The organism is Luteimonas sp. MC1895, from assembly GCF_016457215.1.
Lineage (GTDB): Bacteria > Pseudomonadota > Gammaproteobacteria > Xanthomonadales > Xanthomonadaceae > Luteimonas.
This window is the reverse complement of the sequence record NZ_JAEMDY010000002.1, coordinates 137,559-158,529: the sequence shown is the minus strand read 5'-3', so window position 1 is coordinate 158,529 and position 20,971 is coordinate 137,559. Positions and strand designations below refer to the sequence as shown.

Here is a 20,971-nt window from a genome sequence, read left to right as displayed (position 1 = left end):
CCGGGGAATACAGCGGGTAGCGACGCGCGGCGATCGCCGGCAGCCGGATATTCGCCAGCGGGTCGACGCTGCCCGGCACCTTCGGCTGGTCGATGCGGGTGAAGCGGTTGGGTTCGCGCCAGCCCGCGTCCTCGCACACCAGCCGGTAGCACGGTCGCTTCAGCTCCGCGCGACCGGTCGCCAGCGCGAACACCGCCGGCTCGACCGGGGATTCGGGCAAGGGCGCGATGAACACGGGTGGGGCGGCGAGCGCGAGCCAGAGGGCCGCAAGCATGCTGGGTTCCAACGTAAACGGTTGCATCGCCATTATCCGCGCTGCCCGCGGCGGTTCAAAGGCGCGGCAAGCGCTCCGGTTCAGGAAGCGCGGCGCGATCGCGCGTCAGGGCAGTTCGCGGTGACGCAGGCGACCGCTGCCGAACAGCGCGACGCCGAGGGAAACCACCAGCCCCAGGGCGGCCCGCCAGCGCGGCGACGGCGCATCGAAGGCGCCCAGCGGGGTCGGTGCCGGCATGATCGAAGGATCGACCAGCGCCCAGGCGCAGGCCACCAGCCCGGCGATGCCGCCAAGCACCATCAGCACGCCGACGATGCGCCGCAGGGCGTTCATGCGTGGAACGGGAAATAGCGCGGGATCAGCACCACCGCCATCGTGATGAAGATGATGTTGAGCGGCAGCCCCACCTTGACGAAATCCTGGAACCGGTAACCGCCGGCGGCATAGACCATCGTGTTGGTCTGGTAGCTGATCGGCGTGGCGAAGCTGGTGGACGCGGCAAACGCCACCGCCACCAGGAACGGCTTGCTGTCGAGGCCGAGCGACTCCGCGGTCGCGATCGCGATCGGCACCACCAGGGCGGCGGAGGCGTTGTTGCTCATCACCTCGGTCAGCAGCGAGGTCATGATGTAGATCACCGCCAGCGTCGCCACCGGGCCGAGTCCGCCGACCAGGCCGATCGAGAAGTCCGCGATCAGCGCCGCGGCACCGCTGTTCTGCAGGGCGATGCCCAGCGGCAGCACGCCGGCCAGCAGCAGCACCACGCGCCAGTCGATCGCGGCGTAGGCCTCCTCGGGCTTGAGCACGCGCAGCAGCAGCAGCATGCAGCAGCCGATGATGGCCGAGGCGACGATGCTCATCAGGCCGGCCGCGGCCACCGCCACCACGGCGGTGAGGATGCCCAGCGCCATCAGCGAGCGGCGCAGCGAGGTGCGCGTCTGTTCACGCTCGCCCATCACCACCAGCCCGGGATCGGCGCGCATCAGGTCGAGCGCGCTTTCCGGCGCGTCGAGCAGCAGGACGTCGCCCACCGCCAGCGGCACCTGGTCGAGCCGCTGCCGGATCGCCAGCCGGTGGCGGTGCAGCCCCTGCACGCGGGCGCGGTACATGTGCGCGAAGCGCACGTCCGCCAGCGAATGGCCGATCAGGTGCGAACCGGGCGCGACCATCGCTTCGGCGTGCACGCGGCCGTCTTCGTCGTCGCCTTCGAGGTCGAGGTCGGTCGCCACCTGGTCGAAGGCCAGCTTGAGCTTGCGGCGCGCCTGCTCGACGTCGTTCCAGTTGCCGCGCACCAGCAGGCGGTCGCCGGGTTCGATCACGCCGTCGCGCGGCGAAGCCAGCGCGCCGCCGCCGCGGAAGATCTCCAGCACCACCACGTCGCCGCTGTCGGCAGGCAGCAACTCGGCGCCGCGACGGCCGACCGCACCGGACTTCCCGGGCACCAGCAGCTCGACCACGTAGCGCCCGGCATGGCCGCTGTCGGCCTGGTGGGGCACGCCGAGGTCGGGCAGCAGGAAGATGCGCGCGATCATCATGTAGACGACGCCGGCCGCGACGAAGAGGATGCCGAGCTCGCTGAACTCGAAGATGGTGAATCCCGCGTGCCCGGCCTGGCGCGCCATCGAATCCACCAGCAGGTTGGTCGAGGTGCCGATCAGCGTGCAGACGCCGCCGAACTGGGCCGCGTAGGACAGGGGAATCAGGAACTTCGACGGCGGCAGGTTGTTGGCCACGGCCGCGGCGATGATCAGCGGCAGGAACACGGCCACCGCGGCGGTATTGTTGATGAAGGCCGACACCGCCGCGGTGAGCAGCATCATCACCAGCGCCAGCAGCCAGCCCCAGCGGATGCGCGCGATCGCCTCGCCGAGGCGGTTGAGCGAGCCACTGTGCTGCAGTCCGGCGCTGAGCACGAACATCGCCGCCACGGTCACCGTGGCCGGGCTGCTGAAACCGGAGAGGGCTTCCTCGGTGCTGACCAGCCGCAGCGTGAGCAGCGCGGCCAGGGACAGCATCGCCACCACTTCGGGCGGCATCTTCTCGCTGACGAACAGCGCCACCGCGCCGGCAAGTACGAGAAACGTCAGCAGCATGTCTGGGGTCATGGGCGAGGCGCAGGGTAACGCACCGACCCGCACGGATGTGGATGCATCACGTGCGCCGGGGGATACTGGCGACTGTCCGGCGCTGTTTGGGGATCGCGTGACCAGTCCAGTTCCTTCGCGGGTCGACGTGGCCGTCATCGGCGGCGGCGCGAGCGGCACCCTCGTGGCGGCGCACCTGCTCGGCGCCGGGGCCGCGCCGCTGTCGGTCGCCCTGGTCCAGGCGGACGCGGCGGTCGGGGAAGGCGTGGCCTATGCCACGCGGCGTCCGGAGCACCTGCTCAACGTGCGCGCCGCGGGCATGAGCGCGCTGGACGCGAACCCGGGCGATTTCGTCGGCTTCCTCCAGTCGCTGCCCGCGCATGCCGGCGACGACCCGGCCGCGCTGGGCGCGCGCTTCCTGCCGCGCCAGACCTACGCCGGCTATCTCGCGGCGCTGCTCGACGGGCGACCCGGGCGCGCGCGGCTGCAGCAGGTGGTGGACCCCGCCGTGGACGTCTCGCCGGCCGATGGCAGCTACCTCGTCGAGCTCGCCTCGGGACAGCGGCTGCAGGCCAGGACGGTGGTGCTGGCGGTGGGCAACCGGCCGGCGCGGCTGCCGCTGCCGGCGCCGGGCGCGGCTGCGGTCGGCGCGGTGGAGGCCTGGGACTACCCGGCGATCGCCGCCATCGCCCCGGATGCCGACGTCGCCATTCTCGGCGCCGGCCTGAGCATGGTCGACGTGGTGCTGAGCCTGGTCGCCAACGACCATCGCGGTCGCATCACCTCGCTGTCGCGACGCGGCCTGGTCCCGCTGCCGCACGCGGCGCCGGCGCCTCCGGCCGCGGCCGACATCCCGGCCCTGCTGGCCATGGGGCTGGCCGCGCGGACCCGCGCGCTGCGCGCGCTGGCGGCCCACGAAGAGGCGCACGGACGCCCGTGGCAGGGCGCGCTGGATGCGCTGCGCCCGCACGTGCAGGCGCTCTGGACCAGCCTGGACGCGACGGCGCAGGCGCGCTTCCTGCGCCACCTGGTGCGGCACTGGGACGTCCATCGCCACCGCATCGCACCCGAGGTCGCGGCGCAGCTGGACGCGGCGACCGCCGCCGGCCAGCTGCAGCGGCTGGCCGGACACCTGGTTGCCATCGAGCCGGGTGCCCGTACCGCCATCGCCTGGCGTCCGCGCGGCCGCGACGTGGTCGAGCGCTTCGAGGCCGACGTCGTGGTCAACGCCCTTGGCATGGAGAAGCGGATCGACCGCGGCAGCGGCCTGCTGGCTGGACTCTGCGCGCGCGGCCTGCTGCGCCCCGGCCCGCACGGCATGGGCGCCGCCACCGTGGGCGAGGGCGTTCCGCTGGACGCCGCGGGGGCGCCGGTCCCGGGGCTGTGGACGCTGGGCACGCTGCGCATCGGCGACCTCTGGGAGACCATCGCCATGCCCGAGCTGCGCGGCCAGGCGCGGCGCGTGGCCGACGCCGTGCGCGCGCATCTGGGGCCATAATCCGGCCATGGACCGATACGAGCGCATCCTCTCGCTGCACCGCATCCTCAGCTCCTCGCGCTACCCGGTCACGGTGGCGAGGCTGCAGGACGAGCTCGGCTGTTCGCGCGCCACGGTCTATCGCGACGTCGCCTTCCTCCGCGACGGGCTGATGGCACCGATCATCGGCGACGGCGAGTCCGGCATCCGCTACGACAGCGAGGACAGTGGCCGCTTCGAGCTTCCCGGACTGTGGCTGAGTTCGGAGGAGCTGCACGCGCTGCTGGCCGCGCAGCAGCTGCTGTCGCGCAGCGGCGGCGGCGTGCTGTCCTCGGCGCTGGCGCCGCTGCAGTCGCGGATCGAGAAGCTGCTCAGCGAGCACGCCAGCGGCAAGGAATGGCCGGTCGAGCGCGTGCGGGTGATCCCGCACCGGACCCGCCACCTGGACGAGCACGTGTTCCGCAGCGTGTGTTCGGCGGTGCTGGGACGCAAGCGCCTGGCCTTCGACTACCGCGCGCGCTCCACCGACGAGAAGACCCGGCGCACGGTGTCGCCGCAGCGCATCACCCACTACCGCGACAACTGGTACCTCGATGCCTGGGACCACGAGCGCGAGGGCCTGCGCAGCTTCTCGGTCGACCGCATCGCGCAGGCGCGCGGGCTCGACCAGCCTGCGATCGACGTCGACGAGTCCGAACTCGACCGCCATCTCGGCGGCGGCTACGGGATCTTCTCCGGCGCACCCAAGGGCGTGGCGACGATCCTGTTCAGCGCCAAGGCCGCGCGCTGGGTCGCCGACGAGCACTGGCATTCGCAGCAGCAGGGCCGCTACCTGCCCGACGGGCGCTACGAGCTCAAGGTGCCCTACAGCGCACCGCGCGAGCTGCTGATGGACGTGCTGCACTACGGCAGCGACGCCGAGATCACCGAGCCGCAGTCGCTGCGCGAGCAGGCCCGCGCGCTGCTGTCGCTGGCGATGTCGAACTACGAGCGCTGAGTTCGCGCGCCGGGCTCAGCGCCCGGGCGCGGGCACGGCGGCCGGCTCGAAGCCCAGCCGTCCTTCCTGTTCCGGGACCTGCGCGACGCGGCGCAGCCGGTCGGTGTTGACGCCATGGCCGCGCATGCGGCGTTCCAGCTCGAGGTAGGCCTCGTCGGCCACCACCTGCGCGCGGGTCAGGATCCAGGCGTGGTCGCGGTCCTCGGCATCGAGCAGCAGCCAGCTGCCGTCCTCGGCCACCTCCAGCACACGCAGCGTCGCCGGCAGCACGCGCCAGGCGCGCAGCTTCCAGACGCGGCCACCCGGACCGCCGCGTCGCGCGATGCCGGCGTCGGATTCCAGTGCTTCGGAAAACCCGTCGCGCCAGCTGCGGAGTACTTCGACCTTCGACTCGCCGTCGGCCTTGAAGCTGATGCGCGAGGCCACCCGGCCGCGCTCGCCGAACCAGGGCACGTGCGCGGCCACGTGCCAGTCACCCATCAGCGTGTCGATCGGAAGCATGGCCACGTGCTGCCCGCTGTCGCCGGCGTCCTCGGCGCGCCCCTCGCGGGCGCCGCCGAACATCGAGCAGCCGGCAAGCAGCAGGCACCCGGCCAGCAGGCACAGCGTGCGCAGGATGTCGGGGCGGGCGAGGGCTCGGAAGGGTCGGGTCATGGGCGGGTTCGGGGCGCCGCGGCAGCCTGCCTGCGGCACGGCGAAGGGGGCGTCAACACGATCGCAGTCCGTGAGATGGGGCATCCGCAGGCTGAGCCGACATTCTGGAGGCCCATCATGACAGTACGCAGCCACGCCGTGTCCCGGCGGTTTCCCGCCGTGTTCCCGCCAGCGCACGCCGGCGCCAATGCGGCACCCGACTGGGCCGGGCGCGTCGTGCTCGCGCTGGCCTTCCTGGCGGTGGTCGCGATGCTCTCGCTGCCGGACGCGCGCTCGGCCAGCGCCACCTTCGGCCTGCTGCCGCTGTGGCTCGCCGGCCTGCCGGCCACCGCGGGGCTCGCGCTGGCCGCAACCCGGCGCCGCGCGACCGGCTGAGCGCGGGTTCCGGACACGACCTTCGGCCCGCGGGCCGGGTCGGGTGCTGTGCTAGCGTTGCCGGCCCATCCGACCCGCCGGAGCTATGCCGCGATGCCCACGTTGCCCCATGCCTGCCTGTTCGCAGCGCTTGCCGTCGCCGCCTTCGGCGTGAACGCCCAGGAGGGCGCCGCCGTGACCGATCCCCACCAGTGGCTCGAGGACGTGGAGGGCGAGAAGCAGCTCGCCTGGGTCCGCGAGCAGAACGCGAAGGCCGAGGCCGAGCTGGCCGACACCCCCGGCTTCAAGGCGCTGGAGGCCGACCTGCTGGCCATCTACGACTCCGACGACAAGATCCCCGGCGTCTACAAGCAGGGCGACTGGTACTACAACTTCTGGAAGGACCGGAACCACGAGCGCGGCCTCTGGCGCCGCACCACGCTCGAGGAATACCGCAAGCCGCAGCCGAAGTGGGAGACCGTGCTCGACCTCGACGCGCTCAACAAGGCCGAGGGCGAGAACTGGGTCTGGCACGGCGCCAACTGCCTGCGCCCCCGGCTCTCCACCGAACCGTACACGCGCTGCCTGGTCGCGCTGTCGCGCGGCGGCGCGGACGCCGACGTCACCCGCGAGTTCGACCTGTCGACGAAGCAGTGGGTCGACGGCGGCTTCTTCCGCGCCGAGGCCAAGGGCGGACTGGGCTGGGTCGACCAGGACACGGTCTACGCCTATACCGACTTCGGCGACGGCTCGATGACCAGCTCGGGCTACCCGCGCATCGTCAAGGAGTGGAAGCGCGGGACGCCGATCGAGTCGGCGGCGGTGGTGTACGAAGGCCAGGCCGATGACATGTACATCGCGGCCGGCCACGACCACACGCCCGGCTACGAGCGCGACTTCGTCATGCGCACGATCGCCTTCTACAACGACGAGCTGTACCTGCGCAACGCGGACGGTTCGCTGACCAGGGTCGACGTCCCCAATTCCGCGCAGAAGTCGGTGCAGCGCGAGTGGCTCGGCATCGAGCTGCGCGAGCCCTGGGAGGTCGGCGGCCGGACCTACAAGGCCGGCTCGCTGCTGGTGGCGAAGTTCGACGACTTCATGGCCGGCACGCGCGAGCTGGAGGTGCTGTTCGAGCCCAGCGACACCACCTCGCTGGCCGGCAGCTCGTTCACGAAGAACCACCTCGTGATCAACGTGCTCGACGACGTCAAGAACCGCATCTCGGTGCTCACCCCGGGTCCGGACGGCTGGACGCGCAGCGAGCTGGCGGGCGTGCCCGAATTCGGCACCGTCAGCGCCAGCGCCGTGGACAGCGACGAGTCCGATGCGCTGTGGATGACCGTCACCGACTACCTGACCCCGACCACGCTGATGCTGGCCAGCGCCGCGCCCGGCGCGGCCGCGCCGGAGGTGCTGAAGACCCAGCCTGCGTTCTTCGACGCCTCGAAGCACGCGGTCGAGCAGCACTTCGTCAGCTCGAAGGATGGCACCCGCGTGCCGTACTTCCTGGTGCGCCCGAAGGACATGGCGCTCGACGGGAAGAACCCGACCCTGCTGTACGGCTACGGCGGCTTCGAGATCCCGATGGTGCCGGGCTATTCCGGCGGCACCGGCAAGGGCTGGCTGAACGGGCCTGATGGAAGCAGGGGTGGCGTGTACGCCGTCGCCAACATCCGCGGCGGCGGCGAGTACGGCCCGCGCTGGCACCAGGCCGCGCTCAAGGCCAACCGCCGCAAGGCCTACGAGGACTTCGCCGCGGTGGCGCAGGACCTGATCGCGCGCAAGATCACCTCGCCTGCGCACCTCGGCATCCGCGGCGGCAGCAACGGCGGGCTCCTCACCGGCAACATGCTGGTGCAGTACCCGGAGCTGTTCGGCGCGGTGGTGATCCAGGTGCCGCTGCTGGACATGCAGCGCTACCACAAGCTGCTGGCCGGCGCGTCGTGGATGGCGGAATACGGCAACCCTGACAAGCCGGAGGAGTGGGCTTTCATCCGGAAGTTCTCGCCCTACCACCTGTTCGACCCGGCGAAGGACTATCCGCCGACCCTGATCCTCACCTCGACCCGCGACGACCGCGTCCACCCCGGCCACGCGCGCAAGATGCACGCGCTGATGTCGGCGGCCGGAAAGGACGTGCGCTATTACGAGAACATCGAGGGTGGCCACGGCGGTGCGGCCAACAACCGCCAGGCGGCGCACATGGACGCGCTGTACCTGACCTTCCTCTGGCAACAGCTCGGCCGCGGACGCGACGCCGAGTAAGGACCCGCGGGGCGCCTCCAGGGGCGCCCCGTTGCATTGCAACCCCGGAAGCCCCATCCATGAAGACCCTCGCCATCGCCAGCCTCCTGCTCATGACCGCCACCAGCCACGCCGCCACGCCCACGCCACCCGACGTCGAGAAGCGCGCGCACGAGGTTCGTGCGCCGCACGGCGCGGTGCGCCAGGACGAGTACTACTGGCTGCGCGACGACACCCGCGAGGACACCGGGATGCTGGCCTACCTCGAGGCGGAGAACGCCTACGTCGATGCGGTGATGGCGCCGCTGAAGCCCGTCGAGGACACCCTGTACGACGAGTTCGTCGCGCGCATCAAGCAGGACGACGCCAGCGTGCCGTTCCGCGACAACGGCTGGTGGTACTACTCGCGCTTCGAGACCGGCAAGGACTATCCCGTGCACGCGCGCCGGAAGGACGCCGATGGCCTGGGCGCGGCGGAGATCATGCGCCTCAACGAGGCCGCCGACTTCGCGGCCGAGGAGGTGCTGCTCGACGTCAACACGATGGCCGAAGGCAAGGAGTACTTCTCGGTCGGCGTGTACGAGACCAGCCCCGACAACCGCATCCTCGCCTGGGCCGACGACAGCATCGGCCGCCGCCAGTACACCATCCGCTTCCGCAACCTCGGGACCGGCGAGGTCTATCCGGAGTCGATCCCCGGCGTGTCCGCGGACATGGTCTGGGCCGACGACAACCGGACCCTGTTCTACGTCGAGAACGATCCCGAGACCCTGCTGACCGTGCGCGTCAGGAAGCACGTGCTGGGCACGCCGGTGGCCGACGACGTGGTGGTCTACGAGGAAACCGACGACAGCTTCTACATGGGCCTGTCGCGCACCCGCGACGACCGCTTCATCTGCATCGGCGTCGAGAGCACGGTGTCGAGCGAACTGCGCTGCACCCCGGCGGCCGCCCCGGGCGAGTTCGCCGTGCTGGCGCCGCGCGAGCGCGACGTCGAGTACGAGGCCGACCACTACGACGGCCGCTGGGTGATCCTGACCAACGCGCCGGACGCCGACGGCGGCAAGGCCCCGAACTACCGCATCGTCACCGCGCCCACCGCCGCGACCTCGCGCGCGGAATGGACCAGCTGGATCGCCCATCGCGACGACGTGCTGCTGGAAGGCTTCGAGTTGTTCGAGGGCTTTACCGCCATTTCCGAGCGTTCCAACGCGCTCGAGCGCATCCGCCTGCTCAAGGCCGACGGCGAGGAGTACGTGGCCGCCGACGAACCCGCCTATTCCATGGGCCTGTCGATCAACGCCGAGCCCGACACGCCGTGGCTGCGCTACGGCTACACCTCGATGACCACGCCGGCGACCACCTACGAGCTCAACGTCGCCACCGGCGAGCGCCGCCTGCTGAAGCAGCAGCCGGTGCTCGGCTACGACCCGTCGAAGTACGTCACCGAGCGCACCTGGGCCACCGCCCGCGATGGCACCCGCATCCCGGTCTCGCTGGTCTACCGCAAAGGCTTCCAGAAGGACGGCACCGCGCCGCTGCTGCAGTACGCCTACGGCAGCTACGGCATGTCGATGGATCCCGGCTACAGCCTGACCACCACCAGCCTGCTCGACCGCGGCATGGTCTATGCCATTGCGCATATCCGCGGCGGCATGGAAATGGGCCGCAAGTGGTACGACGACGGCAAGCTGCGCAACAAGGTCAACACCTTCACCGACTTCATCGACGTCACCGACCATCTGGTGGCCGGGGGCTGGGCGGCGGAAGACCGGGTGGCGGCCTACGGCGGCAGCGCCGGCGGCCTGCTGATGGGCGCGATCTCGAACATGGCGCCCGAGAAGTACCGGCTGATCCTTTCGCAGGTTCCGTTCGTGGACGTGGTCACCACCATGCTCGACCGCAGCATCCCGCTGACCACCAACGAGTACGACGAGTGGGGCAACCCGGAGCGCGCGGGCGACTACGCGTACATGGCCACCTATTCGCCCTATGACAACCTCGAGGCGAAGGCCTACCCGGCGATGTTCATCGGCACCGGCCTGTGGGATTCGCAGGTGCAGTACTGGGAGCCGGCGAAGTACGTGGCACGCCTGCGCGACCTGAACACCTCGGACGCGCCGGTCCTGTTCCGGACCAACATGGATGCCGGGCACGGCGGCAAGTCCGGCCGGTTCCGCCGCTACCGCGAGCTGGCCGAGATGTACGCCTTCATGCTTGACCAACTGGCCGTCGGCCCGGCAGACGCGCCGGCGAAGTGAGCCCGCGGCCCCAGCACACCCCGCCCGGCGGGCGCCGCACGCGCTTTCGCTGGGCGTGGTGGCTGCTGGCCTATGTCGCGCTCGGCCTGGGTCTGCTGGGCGTGGTGTTGCCGGGGCTGCCCACGGTGCCGTTCATCCTGCTCTCGGCCTGGGCCGCCGCGCAGGGTTCGGCGCGCCTGCACCGCTGGCTGCTGGCGCACCCGCGCTTCGGGCCGGTGATCGTCGACTGGCAGCGGCACGGGGCGCTGGCGCGCCGCTCGAAATGGCTGGCCACCGGCGCGATGGCGGCGTCCGCCGCGCTCCTGCTGGGGGTCGCCTGGGCCACGGGGTATGCGCGCTGGTGGGCGGTGGCGCTGCCGATCGCCTGCATGGCGGTGGTCTGCACGTGGCTGTGGATGCGGCCGGAACCGCCGCCGCGCTAGACTGCGGCCATGAACATCCGTCCCGTCCTGCCCGTCGTCCTGCTGTCCATCGCGCTCGCCCTCGCGGGCTGCGGCAACAAGGGCCCGCTGGTGCAGCCGCCGCCGCCCGAGGAAGGGGACTGGCCGGAGGATGAGGCGGATGACGCCGACGTCGACGCCGACAGCGACGCTGACGCGGATTCCGATGCGGATACGGACGCCGACGCCGACGCGGACGCCGACGCGGACGCCGGCGACCGGGACGCCCTGGACATCGACACCGACGCGGATACGGATACGGACGCCGACTCCGACGTCGACGTCGACGTCGACGCCGATGACCCGACGCCCGCTGCCGACGGTGATGGCGGCGCCTGATCCGGTGGATCCCGCGGCCGCCCCGGCCGGGCTGCGCTTCAGCAAGATGCACGGCGCCGGCAACGACTTCGTGGTGCTCGACCTGCGCGACGGCACGCCGCCGCCCGATCCCGCGCTGTGCCGCCACCTGGCCGACCGCCACCTCGGCGTCGGCTGCGACCAGATCCTGACCATCTCGCGCGCGCGCAGTGCAGGCGCCGTCGCCGGCTATGGCATCTGGAACGCCGACGGCTCGCCGTCGCGGCAGTGCGGCAACGGCGCGCGCTGCGTGGCCGCCTGGCTGGTGCGCGACGGCGCCGCCAGCGGCGCGTTCGTCCTCGACAGCCCGGGTGCCAGCCACCGCGTGCGCGCGCTGGGCGACGGCCGCTTCGAGGTCGCGATGGGCGTGCCGGCCTTCGCGCCGGCGGACATCCCGCTGGCCGGCGTCGACGCCCAGGCCGATGCCTACGCCTTCGACGTCGGGGGCCATGCCGTGTCGCTCGGCGCGGTCTCGATGGGCAATCCGCACGCCGTCATCGAGGTCGACGACATCGACGCCGCGCCGCTGGCCACGCTCGGCCCCGCGCTGCAGCGCCACGCCGCGTTCCCGCAGCAGTGCAACGTCGGCGTCGCCCAGGTGCTCGACCGCCGCCGCATCCGCCTGCGCGTGCACGAGCGCGGCGTCGGCGAAACGCTCGCCTGCGGCAGCGGTGCCTGCGCGGCGGTGGCGGTGCTCGCGCGGCGCGGCCGCGTGGACGCCGCGGCCGGCGTCGAGGTGGCGCTACCGGGCGGCACGCTCCGCATCCATCAAACGGCCGACGGCGTCCTGCACATGGCAGGCCCGGCGGCCTTCGTCTACGAAGGGGAATTCATCGCATGACCGACACCGTCGAGAAGCTCGGCGCCCACGAGGTCGCGGCCTGGCTGCGCCGCCACCCGGACTTCCTGAAACAGTTCCCGGACCTCGCGATCAGCATGGTGGTCCCGCGCGAGGATGGCCCGGCGGCATCGCTCGCCAGCTACCAGCTGGAAGTGCTGCGCGACAAGAACCGCGAGCTGTCGCGCCGGCTGCAGGACCTGTACGCGGTATCGCAGGAAAACGAGCGCCTGGCCGTGCGCACGCACCAGCTGACACTGGCGCTGATGCGCCCCGGCAGCGCCGCCGGCGTGGTGCGCGCGATGGTCGCGACGCTTGCCGAGGATTTCAGCGGCGACCTGGTGCGAGTGGTGCTGTTCGAAGCCCTGCCCGGACTGGCCGAAGAGGACTGGCTGCAGGTCATCGACCGCGACGAACGCCGCCTGCAGCCGTTCGCCGACTGCATCCGCGAGGGCGAGCCGCTGTGTGGCCGCCTGCATCCCGACAAGCAGGCCCTGCTGTACGCCGCGCGCATCGACGAGGTGGCCTCGACCGCCCTGCTGCCGGTCGCCGGCATCGGCCTGGTGGCCGTCGGCAGCCGCGATCCGAACCGCTTCTACCCCGGCATGGGCACGCTGTTCCTGCGCATGATGGGCGAGGCCTTCGCAGTGGCGCTGCGGCGCCATCGCGACTGAGTCGCGCGGGCGCGCGCCGGCCGTGACCACCCTGGATGCAGCGGGGCGCGCGGCGGCGGCAACGCACCCGGCGGTGGCCGACTACCTCGCCCACCTCGAAGTCGAGCGGCGCATGTCCGCGCACACGCTCGACGCCTACCGCCGCGATCTCGCGGCGCTGGCCGGCTGGGCGCAGGCGCAGGACCAGGGCGAGCTGCTGGCGCTCGACAGCGCCGCCATCCGCGCCTTCGTGGCCGCCGAGCACCGCCGCGGGCTCGCGCCCAAGAGCCTGCAGCGCCGGCTGTCCGGCTGCCGCAGCTTCTACCAGTGGCTGCTCCGGCATGCACGGATCCGCGCCAACCCGGCCACCGGGATCCGCGCGCCGCGCGCGCCGCGCAAGCTGCCGCAGGTGCTCGACGTCGACGAGGCCGTGGCCCTGGTCGAAGTCCCGACCGATGCGCCGCTGGGGCTGCGCGACCGCGCCCTGCTCGAGCTGTTCTATTCCTCGGGGCTGCGCCTGTCCGAACTGCGCCTGCTGTGTTGGCGCGACCTCGACCTGGCCGAAGGGCTGGTGACGGTGCTCGGCAAGGGCAGCCGCCAGCGGACCGTGCCGGTCGGTTCGCATGCCTGCCGTGCGCTGGAGGCCTGGCGGGCCGAGGGTGTCGCGGGGCAGCGCCCGGGGCTCGAGGCCCCGGTGTTCCCCGGCCGCGGCGGCGCGCCGATCAGCGCGCGCGCCATCCAGCTCCGGCTGCGCGCGCTCGGCCAGCGCCAGGGCCTGTTCAAGCACGTGCACCCGCACATGCTGCGGCACTCGTTCGCCAGCCACGTGCTGGAGTCGTCCGGCGACCTCAGGGGCGTGCAGGAACTGCTGGGGCACGCCGACATCGCCACCACGCAGATCTACACCCACCTCGACTTCCAGCATCTGGCCAGGGTCTACGACGACGCGCATCCGCGCGCCAGGCGGCGCAAGGGTCCGGTCGGCGACTGAGGCTGGCGGAAACCGCGCTGTCCGCTGCGCATCCGGCCTGCCGTTGGCGTGGAGACCACCACCGGAGCCCTGCCGATGCGCCTGCCGCTTGCTGCCGTCCTGCTGCTGGCTACCGGCGTCGCCTGCGCCCAGCCCTACAAGGGCCCGATCATCGATGTGCACCTGCACGTTGGTCCCGCGGCGCCGGGCGCGCCCAACCCCGCGACCGGCGAGCCGACCACCGCCGCCACCGACGCCGACCGGGAGCGCCTCACCCTGGAACGGATGCGCCGGCACGGCATCGTGCTCGGACTGGTCAGCGGCCCCGATGCCTACATGGCCAGCATGCGCCGGGCCGGCGGCGACGCGATCCGCGCCGGCGCGTTCATGGACGACGGCCGCACCCGCCTGCCGCCGCCGGACGTGCTGCGCGAGGCCTTCGCCAGCGGCGAGCTGCAGGTACTCGGCGAGATCGGCGCGCAGTACCACGGACTGGACGCGGGCGACACCTGGTTCGAGCCCTACCTGGCGCTGGCCGAGGAGTTCGATGTGCCGGTCGGCATCCATACCGGCCTGGGTCCGCCCGGCACGCCCTACGGCTGCTGCCCGGACTTCAGCATCGAACTGGGCAACCCGAAGCTGCTGGAGCCGATGCTCAAGCGACACCCGAAGCTGCGCGTGTGGCTGATGCACGCCGGATGGCCCTACCTGCAGGAGACCAAGGCGCTGATGTACGTCTATCCGCAGCTGCATGCCGACGTGTCGGTGATCAACTGGATCATCCCGCGGCAGGAGTTCCACGACTACCTGCAGGCGCTGCTGACCGCGGGCCTGGGCGACCGGCTGATGTTCGGCTCCGACCAGATGGTCTGGCCCGAGGCGATCACGCTGGCGGTGGAGGGCGTGGACAGCGCGCCCTTCCTCACCGCGGCGCAGAAGCGGGCGATCTTCCATGACAACGCGGCGCGCTTCCTGAAGCTGGAGCCCGCGCCCGGGAAGTGACGCGACCGACAGCGTCGCGGGCGGCTTGCATCCGCCGGGGCCGGTCCCCATCCATGGGTTTCAGCCCCCGGAGGCCCGCATGGACCCCAGCCAGAACCCCAATGTCTTCCACGCCACCACCATCGTCTCGGTGCGCCGCGAGGGCCGCGTCGCGATCGCCGGAGACGGCCAGGTGACGCTCGGCCATACGGTGATGAAGTCGAATGCGCGCAAGGTGCGCCGCCTCGGCAAGGATGGCCAGATCCTCGCCGGTTTCGCCGGCGCCGCCGCCGATGCCTTCACCCTGTTCGAACTGTTCGAATCCAAGCTCGAAAAGCACGGCCAGCTCACCCGCGCCGCCGTTGAACTGGCGAAGGACTGGCGCACCGAGCGCCGCTTCGGAAAGCTCGAGGCGCTGCTCGCGGTGGCCGACAAGGACACCTCGCTGATCATCAGCGGAACCGGTGACGTGATCGAACCCGAGGACGGACTGGTCGCGATCGGCTCCGGCGGCCCCTACGCGCTGTCCGCCGCGCGCGCACTGCTGGCCCACACGCAGATGGACGCGCGATCGATCGCCGTCGAGGCGCTCAACATCGCCGGCGACGTCTGCATCTACACCAACCGCAACGTCGTGGTGGAGGAACTCTGAGCATGGCCATGAAGATCGACACCTCGCACGCCACCATGACCCCGCGCGAGATCGTGCAGGAGCTCGACCGCCACATCATCGGCCAGCAGGACGCCAAGCGCGCGGTCGCGATCGCGCTGCGCAACCGCTGGCGCCGCGCCCAGCTCGGCGACGAGCTGCGCAACGAAGTGATGCCCAAGAACATCCTGATGATCGGCCCGACCGGCGTCGGCAAGACCGAGATCGCGCGCCGCCTGGCGACGCTGGCCAACGCGCCGTTCGTGAAGGTGGAAGCCACGCGCTTCACCGAGGTCGGCTACGTCGGCAAGGATGTCGAGCAGATCATCCGCGACCTGGCCGACACCGCGGTCAAGCTGTACCGCGAGCAGGCCAAGCAGAAGATGCGCACCCAGGCCGAGGAGCGCGCGGAAGACCGCATCCTCGACGCGCTGTTGCCCCGGCGCGAACAGCCACAGGCACCCTTCGGCTTCGGCGCGGCGGGCGGGCCGGGCAGCACCACCGTCGACATCGGCGCGGAGCCGTCGTCGCGTGAATCCGAGACGCGCCAGAAGCTGCGTCGCCAGCTCCGCGCCGGCGAGCTCGACGGGCGCGAGATCGAACTCGACCTCGCCGCCGGTGGCGGCGTCGACATCATGACTCCGCCCGGCATGGAGGAGATGGGCCAGCAGCTGCGGCAGATGTTCGCCAACCTCGGCAGCGGCAAGACCCAGAAGCGCACCATGGGGATCCACGCCGCGCGCCCGCTGCTGGTCGAGGAAGAGGCCGGCAAGCTGGTCAACGAGGACGAGGTGCGCGCGGCGGCGATCGAGGCCTGCGAACAGCACGGCATCGTCTTCATCGACGAGATCGACAAGGTCGCCAAGCGCAGCGAGGGCATGGGCGCCGACGTCAGCCGCGAAGGCGTGCAGCGCGACCTGCTGCCGCTGGTGGAAGGCTCGACGGTCAGCACCAAGTACGGACCGGTGAAGACCGACCACATCCTCTTCATCGCCTCCGGTGCGTTCCACCTCGCAAAGCCCAGCGACCTGATCCCCGAGATGCAGGGCCGCTTCCCGATCCGCGTGGAGCTGTCGGCGCTGACCAAGGACGACTTCGTGCGCATCCTGACCGAGCCGAAGGCGGCGCTGACCCGGCAGTACGTCGAGCTGATGAAGACCGAAGGCCTGGAGCTGGCGTTCGGCGCCGACGCGATCGACCGCCTGGCCGAGATCGCGGCCGACGTCAACGAGCGCCAGGAAAACATCGGCGCGCGGCGGCTGCATACGGTGCTGGAGCGGCTGCTGGACAGCCTGAGCTTCGAGGCGCCGGACCGCGGTGGTCAGGTCGCGATCGACCGCGCATATGTGGACGAGCAACTGGGCGAACTGGTGCAGGATCAGGATCTGAGCCGCTACATCCTCTGAGGGCTGGGCGGCCGGCGCCGCCGTGGCCGGAGACGGCTGCGGCGGTCGTTGCGCCATTGGCAGGTCGCCGCTGTGGCGACGTCGAACCCACCGCCATGCGCCGTGACCCCCGTTCCTTGCCGTATGCCGTGCTCCTGGTCGCCGCGGCATCCGCGGCGGGCGTGCCCGCCCCTGTCACTCCTGCCCCGCCGCCTGCGCCGCCCATATCCGGTCGGGCAGCCGGGCCCGCGGCACCGGCGTTGCCGGTCGCGACGGGTGCGCGCGCCGCCCACCTGGAGCGCTGTCGCGCCGGACACCGGCGGACCCATCCGCAGATGGCCGCCGCGGACATCGACAGCGACTGCGGGTACACGTGGGGAAAGATCGAAGCGGCCGGGCCGCTGGCCGACGCGATGCTGGCGGCAGTGCCGGCTCGCCCAGGCGAGCGCATCGCGCTCACGGACCTGCGCACGCGCGTGCCGGCCGCGCGCTGGGACGCGCGCCCGTCGGTCAGCGGATCGTCGACCGCCGTCGCCACCGGTCGCCTCGGCGCACTGGATGCCTGGGTCGACGGCACGGCCAGCGCGCCGAGTTCCCTCAGCCTGGGCTGGAGCGAGGTGGGCGCAGATACGCCCTACGACCTGGCGGGCGCGCTGATGGCGCGCGGGGCGGGGTCGAGCCGCTGGGCTGCTACCACTTCGGCCCGGGTGAAGTGAACGCCGTCGCCATCGTTACGGCACCCGGGCGCCCGCCGTTCGCGCTCACCGCCTACAGCCGCGGCGCGCCGCTCGCGCAGTCCACGGCGCAGCAGAACATGAGCGTCGCGCTCGATGGCGTGCTGCCGACGCGCGCCAGCCTGCGCGCCGCGCACCGCGATCCGCCTTGGGAGGATCCCTGTCCGTTCTAGCGCGGCGTTTGACGCGGGACCTCGTCCTCGCCGATATCCTCGTTCCACAGCGCCGGATTCGCTTCGATCCAATCGCCCATCATCGTGATGCAGCGCTCGTCGTCGAGCACGACCACCTCGGTACCGGCCTCGCGCAGCCACTCCACGCCGCCGGCGAAGTTCGCCGCTTCGCCCACCACCACGGTGCCGATGTTGAACTGCCGCACCAGGCCGCTGCAGTACCAGCAGGGTGCCAGCGTGGTCACCATGATCGTGTCGCGGTAGGAGCGCTGCCGGCCGGCCTTGCGGAAGGCGTCGGTCTCGCCATGGATCGAAGGGTCGTCCTCCTGCACGCGTCGGTTGTGGCCGCAGCCCAGCATCCGGCCGTCGCGGTGGTGGAGGGCCGCACCGATCGGGATGCCGCCCTCGGCCAGACCCTGCCGGGCCTCGGCGATGGCGGTGTCGAGCAGGGCGCGGTAGTCGGGGGTGGCGATCATGGGCGGCTCCGGGCGGGGGGTGCGATAATCCTCGCATGACCGAGCGCGACCCCCGCCACGACACCACCCACTTCGGCTTCCGCGACGTGCCGGTGGCCGAAAAGCAGAAGCTGGTGGGCGAGGTGTTCTCGTCGGTCGCCGGCAACTACGACCTGATGAACGACCTGATGTCGTTCGGCATCCACCGGCTGTGGAAGCGCTACTTCACCGCCACCGCCCAGGTTTCGAGGGGCGACCGCGTGCTCGACCTGGCCGGCGGCACCGGGGACATCGCGGCGCTGCTGCGCTCGCGCGTTGGCGACACCGGGGAGCTGGTGCTCGGCGACATCAACGGCAGCATGCTGCGCGTCGGCCGCGACCGCATGGTCGACCGCGGCAACGTGCGTGGCTTCAGCTACGTGCAGTGCAATGCGCAGGCGCTGCCGTTCCCCGACGCGAGCTTCGACCTGGTCACGATCGCCTTCGGCCTGCGCAACGTCACCGACAAGGACGCGGGCCTGCGCGAGATGCTGCGCGTGCTCAAGGTCGGCGGCCAGGCGCGGGTGCTGGAATTCTCCGAAGTGCCGGAGTGGTTCAAGCCGCTCTACGACTTCCATTCCTTCAAGGTGCTGCCGAAGCTGGGCCAGCTGTTCGCCGGCGACCCCGGCAGCTACCAGTACCTGGCCGAGTCGATCCGCAAGCACCCGCCGCAGGCCGAGCTGAAGGGAATGATGGAAGCCGCGGGCTTCGCGCGCTGCCGCTACCGCAACCTTTCGGGCGGGATCGTCGCCATCCACGACGGCTACAAGGCCTGAGGCCAGGGCCTGGCGCACGCCGGCGCGGCGCGCCCGGGCACCACGGCCCGCGCCACGGGCTAGAATCGACGGCTGTTCCAATCACCGGACCCCCGTCCATGACCCTGAGCCGTTTCTTCCGCCTCGCCGCGCTCGCGGCGCTGGTCGTGTTCGCCGTCGCCGCCTGCCAGCGCGAGCCGACGCCCACCGAAGTCGCCCCGGCCCCCAAGCCGCAGGCCGCCGCCGACACCGGCGACTACGACGAGCATTCCTATGCCGAGCCCGACAAGGTCGCGATCGACGACCTGGCGCTGGAGCTGGCGCTGGACTTCGACGCGCGCACGATCAGCGGCACCGCCACCTACACGCTCGACTGGCGCGACGACACCGCCACCGCGCTGGTGCTCGATACCCGCGACCTGACCATCGAACGCGCGGAAGGCGAGGGTGCCGGCGGTGCCTGGCAGCCGCTGCAGTTCGAGCTGGCCGGGCGCGACGACCTGCTCGGCAGCAAGCTCACCATCCAGGCCCCGGAGCGCAACGCGCGCATCCGCGTCGCCTATCGCACCTCGCCGGCGGCCTCGGGCCTGCAGTGGCTCGACGCCTCGATGACCGAAGGCAAGGCCACGCCGTTCATGTTCAGCCAGTCGCAGGCGATCCACGCACGCTCGTGGGTGCCGCTGCAGGACACGCCGCGCGTGCGCTACACCTACAGCGCGCGCGTGACCTCGCCGGCCGACGTGATGGTGCTGATGAGCGCCGACAACGACCCGGCGGCCGCGCGTGATGGGGATTACAGCTTCCGCATGCCGCAGCGCATCCCGTCCTACCTGATGGCGATCGCCGCCGGCGACCTGGTGTTCAAGCCGATCTCCGCGCGCGCCGGCGTCTGGGCCGAGCCGGCCACGGTCGACCGCGCGGTGGCCGAGTTCGAGGACACCGAGAAGATGATCGCGACCACCGAGTCGCTGTACGGCCCCTACCGCTGGGAGCGCTACGACCTGCTGATCCTGCCGCCGTCGTTCCCCTACGGCGGCATGGAGAACCCGCGCCTGTCGTTCATCACCCCCACGGTGATCGTGGGTGACAAGTCGCTGGTCGCGCTGATCGCGCACGAGCTGGCGCACAGCTGGTCGGGCAACCTGGTCACCAACTCCAGCGCCAAGGACGGCTGGCTCAACGAGGGCTTTACCAGCTACGTCGAGAACCGCATCGTCGAGGCGTTGTACGGGAAGGAACGCTCCGACATGGAGTACGTCATCTCGCGCAACGGGCTGAAGACCGAGATCGCGAAGATGAGCCCCGAAGAGCAGGCCCTGGCCGTGCGCCCGGGCGTGGTCAAGGATCCGGACGATTCGCTCAGCGCGGTGTCCTACGACAAGGGCGCCTGGTTCCTGCAGTTCCTCGAGGAGCGCTTCGGCCGCGCCGAGTTCGACGCGTTCCTGCGCGGCTACTTCGATCATTTCGCCTTCCAGTCGATCCCGACCGCGCGCTTCATCGAGTACGCCCAGGAGAACCTGCTCGACAAGTACCCGGGCAAGGTGACGCCGGAAGAGTTCGACGCGTGGCTGTACGAGCCCGGCATCCCGGGCAGCGCGCCGCAGGTGATGTCGCGCAACTTCGGCGTGGTCGACAGCGCGCGCCTGGCGTGGCTGGGCAGCGGCACCCTGCCGCCGCAGGCGATCACCGGTGAGTGGAGCACCCAGGAGTGGATCCACTTCCTCGAGGGCCTGCCGCCGACCCTGTCGATCGAGCAGCTCTCGCAGCTCGACACCGCCTACCGCTTCACCGGCACGCCCAACGCCGAGCTGGCGCAGCGCTGGTATCCGCTGGCGGTGCGCAGCAGCTACATGCAGGCGTATCCGGCGATCGCCGACTTCGTGCGCACCATCGGCCGGCGCAAGCTGATCATGCCGACCTACCAGGCCCTGGTGGCGACCGAGGGCGGGCTGGCGTTCGCGAAGGAACAGCTCGCCGCTGCGCGCCCGGGCTACCACCCGATCACCACCGGCTCGGTGGAAAAGCTGATCGCCGAGGCCAGGCCGGTGCCGGGCAGCGGCCTGCCGCCGGCTCCGGCCGCCGTGGCACCGGCCGCGCCGGCATCGGTCGAGGCCCCGACCGACCCCGCGACCCGTGAGATGCCGGTCGCCGACGGCGATCCGACCCGTCCGGCGCCGACCCGGCGCTGAGCCAG

At 71.4% G+C, this 20,971-nt stretch carries 19 protein-coding genes and 1 pseudogene; 17 read left to right on the top strand and 3 right to left on the bottom strand.

Going from position 1 to position 20,971, the window contains the following annotated elements:
- Positions 1-603 precede the first annotated feature (603 nt).
- On the bottom strand, positions 604-2,517 hold the full coding sequence (locus tag JG616_RS06415; protein ID WP_255531860.1) for an SLC13 family permease: 1,914 nt from the start codon (positions 2,515-2,517) through the stop codon (positions 604-606).
- Between JG616_RS06415 and JG616_RS06410 the strand changes: the two genes are divergently transcribed.
- Entirely contained in the window at positions 2,477-3,856 is a 1,380-nt protein-coding gene (locus JG616_RS06410) for an FAD/NAD(P)-binding protein (protein WP_199362401.1), read from the top strand. The two genes, JG616_RS06415 and JG616_RS06410, sit on opposite strands and share 41 nt — an antisense overlap.
- A 7-nt stretch (positions 3,857-3,863) precedes the next feature.
- Positions 3,864-4,832, top strand: coding sequence for a YafY family protein (locus tag JG616_RS06405; protein WP_199362400.1), 969 nt, complete (start codon positions 3,864-3,866; stop codon positions 4,830-4,832).
- Positions 4,833-4,847: 15 nt separating this feature from the next.
- Here the strand turns inward: JG616_RS06405 and JG616_RS06400 are convergent, their stop codons facing one another.
- The gene (locus JG616_RS06400; RefSeq protein WP_199392046.1) at positions 4,848-5,486 is read right to left on the bottom strand and encodes a lipocalin family protein; all 639 of its coding nucleotides are present in this window, start codon (positions 5,484-5,486) and stop codon (positions 4,848-4,850) included.
- 117 nt (positions 5,487-5,603) lie between these two features.
- Between JG616_RS06400 and JG616_RS06395 the strand changes: the two genes are divergently transcribed.
- The 13 genes from JG616_RS06395 to JG616_RS06335 all read left to right on the top strand — a co-directional run bounded on the left by JG616_RS06395 (position 5,604) and on the right by JG616_RS06335 (position 17,528).
- On the top strand, positions 5,604-5,861 hold the full coding sequence (locus JG616_RS06395; protein ID WP_199392045.1) for a hypothetical protein: 258 nt from the start codon (positions 5,604-5,606) through the stop codon (positions 5,859-5,861).
- A gap of 93 nt (positions 5,862-5,954) precedes the next feature.
- The gene (locus JG616_RS06390) at positions 5,955-8,108 is read left to right on the top strand and encodes a prolyl oligopeptidase family serine peptidase (protein ID WP_199392044.1); all 2,154 of its coding nucleotides are present in this window, start codon (positions 5,955-5,957) and stop codon (positions 8,106-8,108) included.
- Between the two features lie 59 nt (positions 8,109-8,167).
- Positions 8,168-10,348, top strand: a complete 2,181-nt coding sequence (locus JG616_RS06385) for a S9 family peptidase (protein WP_199392043.1) — start codon at positions 8,168-8,170, stop codon at positions 10,346-10,348.
- Complete coding sequence (locus tag JG616_RS06380; protein ID WP_199392042.1) at positions 10,345-10,770, top strand: YbaN family protein; 426 nt, start codon at positions 10,345-10,347, stop codon at positions 10,768-10,770. Before JG616_RS06385 ends, JG616_RS06380 begins: the two co-directional genes overlap by 4 nt.
- A gap of 9 nt (positions 10,771-10,779) precedes the next feature.
- A complete protein-coding gene (locus JG616_RS06375; RefSeq protein ID WP_199392041.1) occupies positions 10,780-11,127 on the top strand; it encodes a lipoprotein in 348 nt (115 codons plus the stop codon).
- A complete protein-coding gene (gene dapF / locus JG616_RS06370) occupies positions 11,114-11,986 on the top strand; it encodes a diaminopimelate epimerase (protein ID WP_199392239.1) in 873 nt (290 codons plus the stop codon). Before JG616_RS06375 ends, dapF begins: the two co-directional genes overlap by 14 nt.
- Positions 11,983-12,657 carry a DUF484 family protein gene (locus tag JG616_RS06365; RefSeq protein WP_199362394.1) on the top strand — a complete coding sequence of 225 codons (675 nt, stop codon included), beginning with the start codon at positions 11,983-11,985 and terminating at the stop codon, positions 12,655-12,657. The genes dapF and JG616_RS06365 overlap by 4 nt, the downstream gene beginning before the upstream one ends.
- A 22-nt stretch (positions 12,658-12,679) precedes the next feature.
- Positions 12,680-13,627, top strand: a complete 948-nt coding sequence (xerC, locus tag JG616_RS06360; RefSeq protein WP_343224989.1) for a tyrosine recombinase XerC — start codon at positions 12,680-12,682, stop codon at positions 13,625-13,627.
- Positions 13,628-13,702: 75 nt separating this feature from the next.
- On the top strand, positions 13,703-14,608 hold the full coding sequence (locus JG616_RS06355; protein ID WP_199392040.1) for an amidohydrolase family protein: 906 nt from the start codon (positions 13,703-13,705) through the stop codon (positions 14,606-14,608).
- A gap of 79 nt (positions 14,609-14,687) precedes the next feature.
- Positions 14,688-15,239, top strand: coding sequence for an ATP-dependent protease subunit HslV (gene hslV, locus JG616_RS06350; protein WP_199392039.1), 552 nt, complete (start codon positions 14,688-14,690; stop codon positions 15,237-15,239).
- A 2-nt stretch (positions 15,240-15,241) separates the two neighbouring features.
- On the top strand, positions 15,242-16,642 hold the full coding sequence (gene hslU / locus JG616_RS06345; RefSeq protein ID WP_305067852.1) for an ATP-dependent protease ATPase subunit HslU: 1,401 nt from the start codon (positions 15,242-15,244) through the stop codon (positions 16,640-16,642).
- A gap of 314 nt (positions 16,643-16,956) precedes the next feature.
- Positions 16,957-17,337 (top strand): hypothetical protein, encoded by a 381-nt coding sequence (locus tag JG616_RS06340; RefSeq protein ID WP_199392038.1) that lies wholly within the window; start codon positions 16,957-16,959, stop codon positions 17,335-17,337.
- Positions 17,334-17,528 (top strand): hypothetical protein, encoded by a 195-nt coding sequence (locus tag JG616_RS06335; protein ID WP_199392037.1) that lies wholly within the window; start codon positions 17,334-17,336, stop codon positions 17,526-17,528. Before JG616_RS06340 ends, JG616_RS06335 begins: the two co-directional genes overlap by 4 nt.
- On the opposite strand, the gene JG616_RS06330 is transcribed toward JG616_RS06335, so the two are convergent.
- The gene (locus tag JG616_RS06330; protein WP_199362390.1) at positions 17,525-18,004 is read right to left on the bottom strand and encodes a nucleoside deaminase; all 480 of its coding nucleotides are present in this window, start codon (positions 18,002-18,004) and stop codon (positions 17,525-17,527) included. The genes JG616_RS06335 and JG616_RS06330 overlap by 4 nt on opposite strands.
- Before the next feature lie 35 nt (positions 18,005-18,039).
- On the opposite strand from JG616_RS06330, the gene ubiE reads away from it, so the two are divergent.
- The gene (ubiE, locus tag JG616_RS06325; protein WP_199362389.1) at positions 18,040-18,798 is read left to right on the top strand and encodes a bifunctional demethylmenaquinone methyltransferase/2-methoxy-6-polyprenyl-1,4-benzoquinol methylase UbiE; all 759 of its coding nucleotides are present in this window, start codon (positions 18,040-18,042) and stop codon (positions 18,796-18,798) included.
- 98 nt (positions 18,799-18,896) lie between these two features.
- Positions 18,897-20,819, top strand: a pseudogene (locus JG616_RS06320) (M1 family metallopeptidase); the annotation flags it as partial.
- Positions 20,820-20,971: the final 152 nt, after the last annotated feature.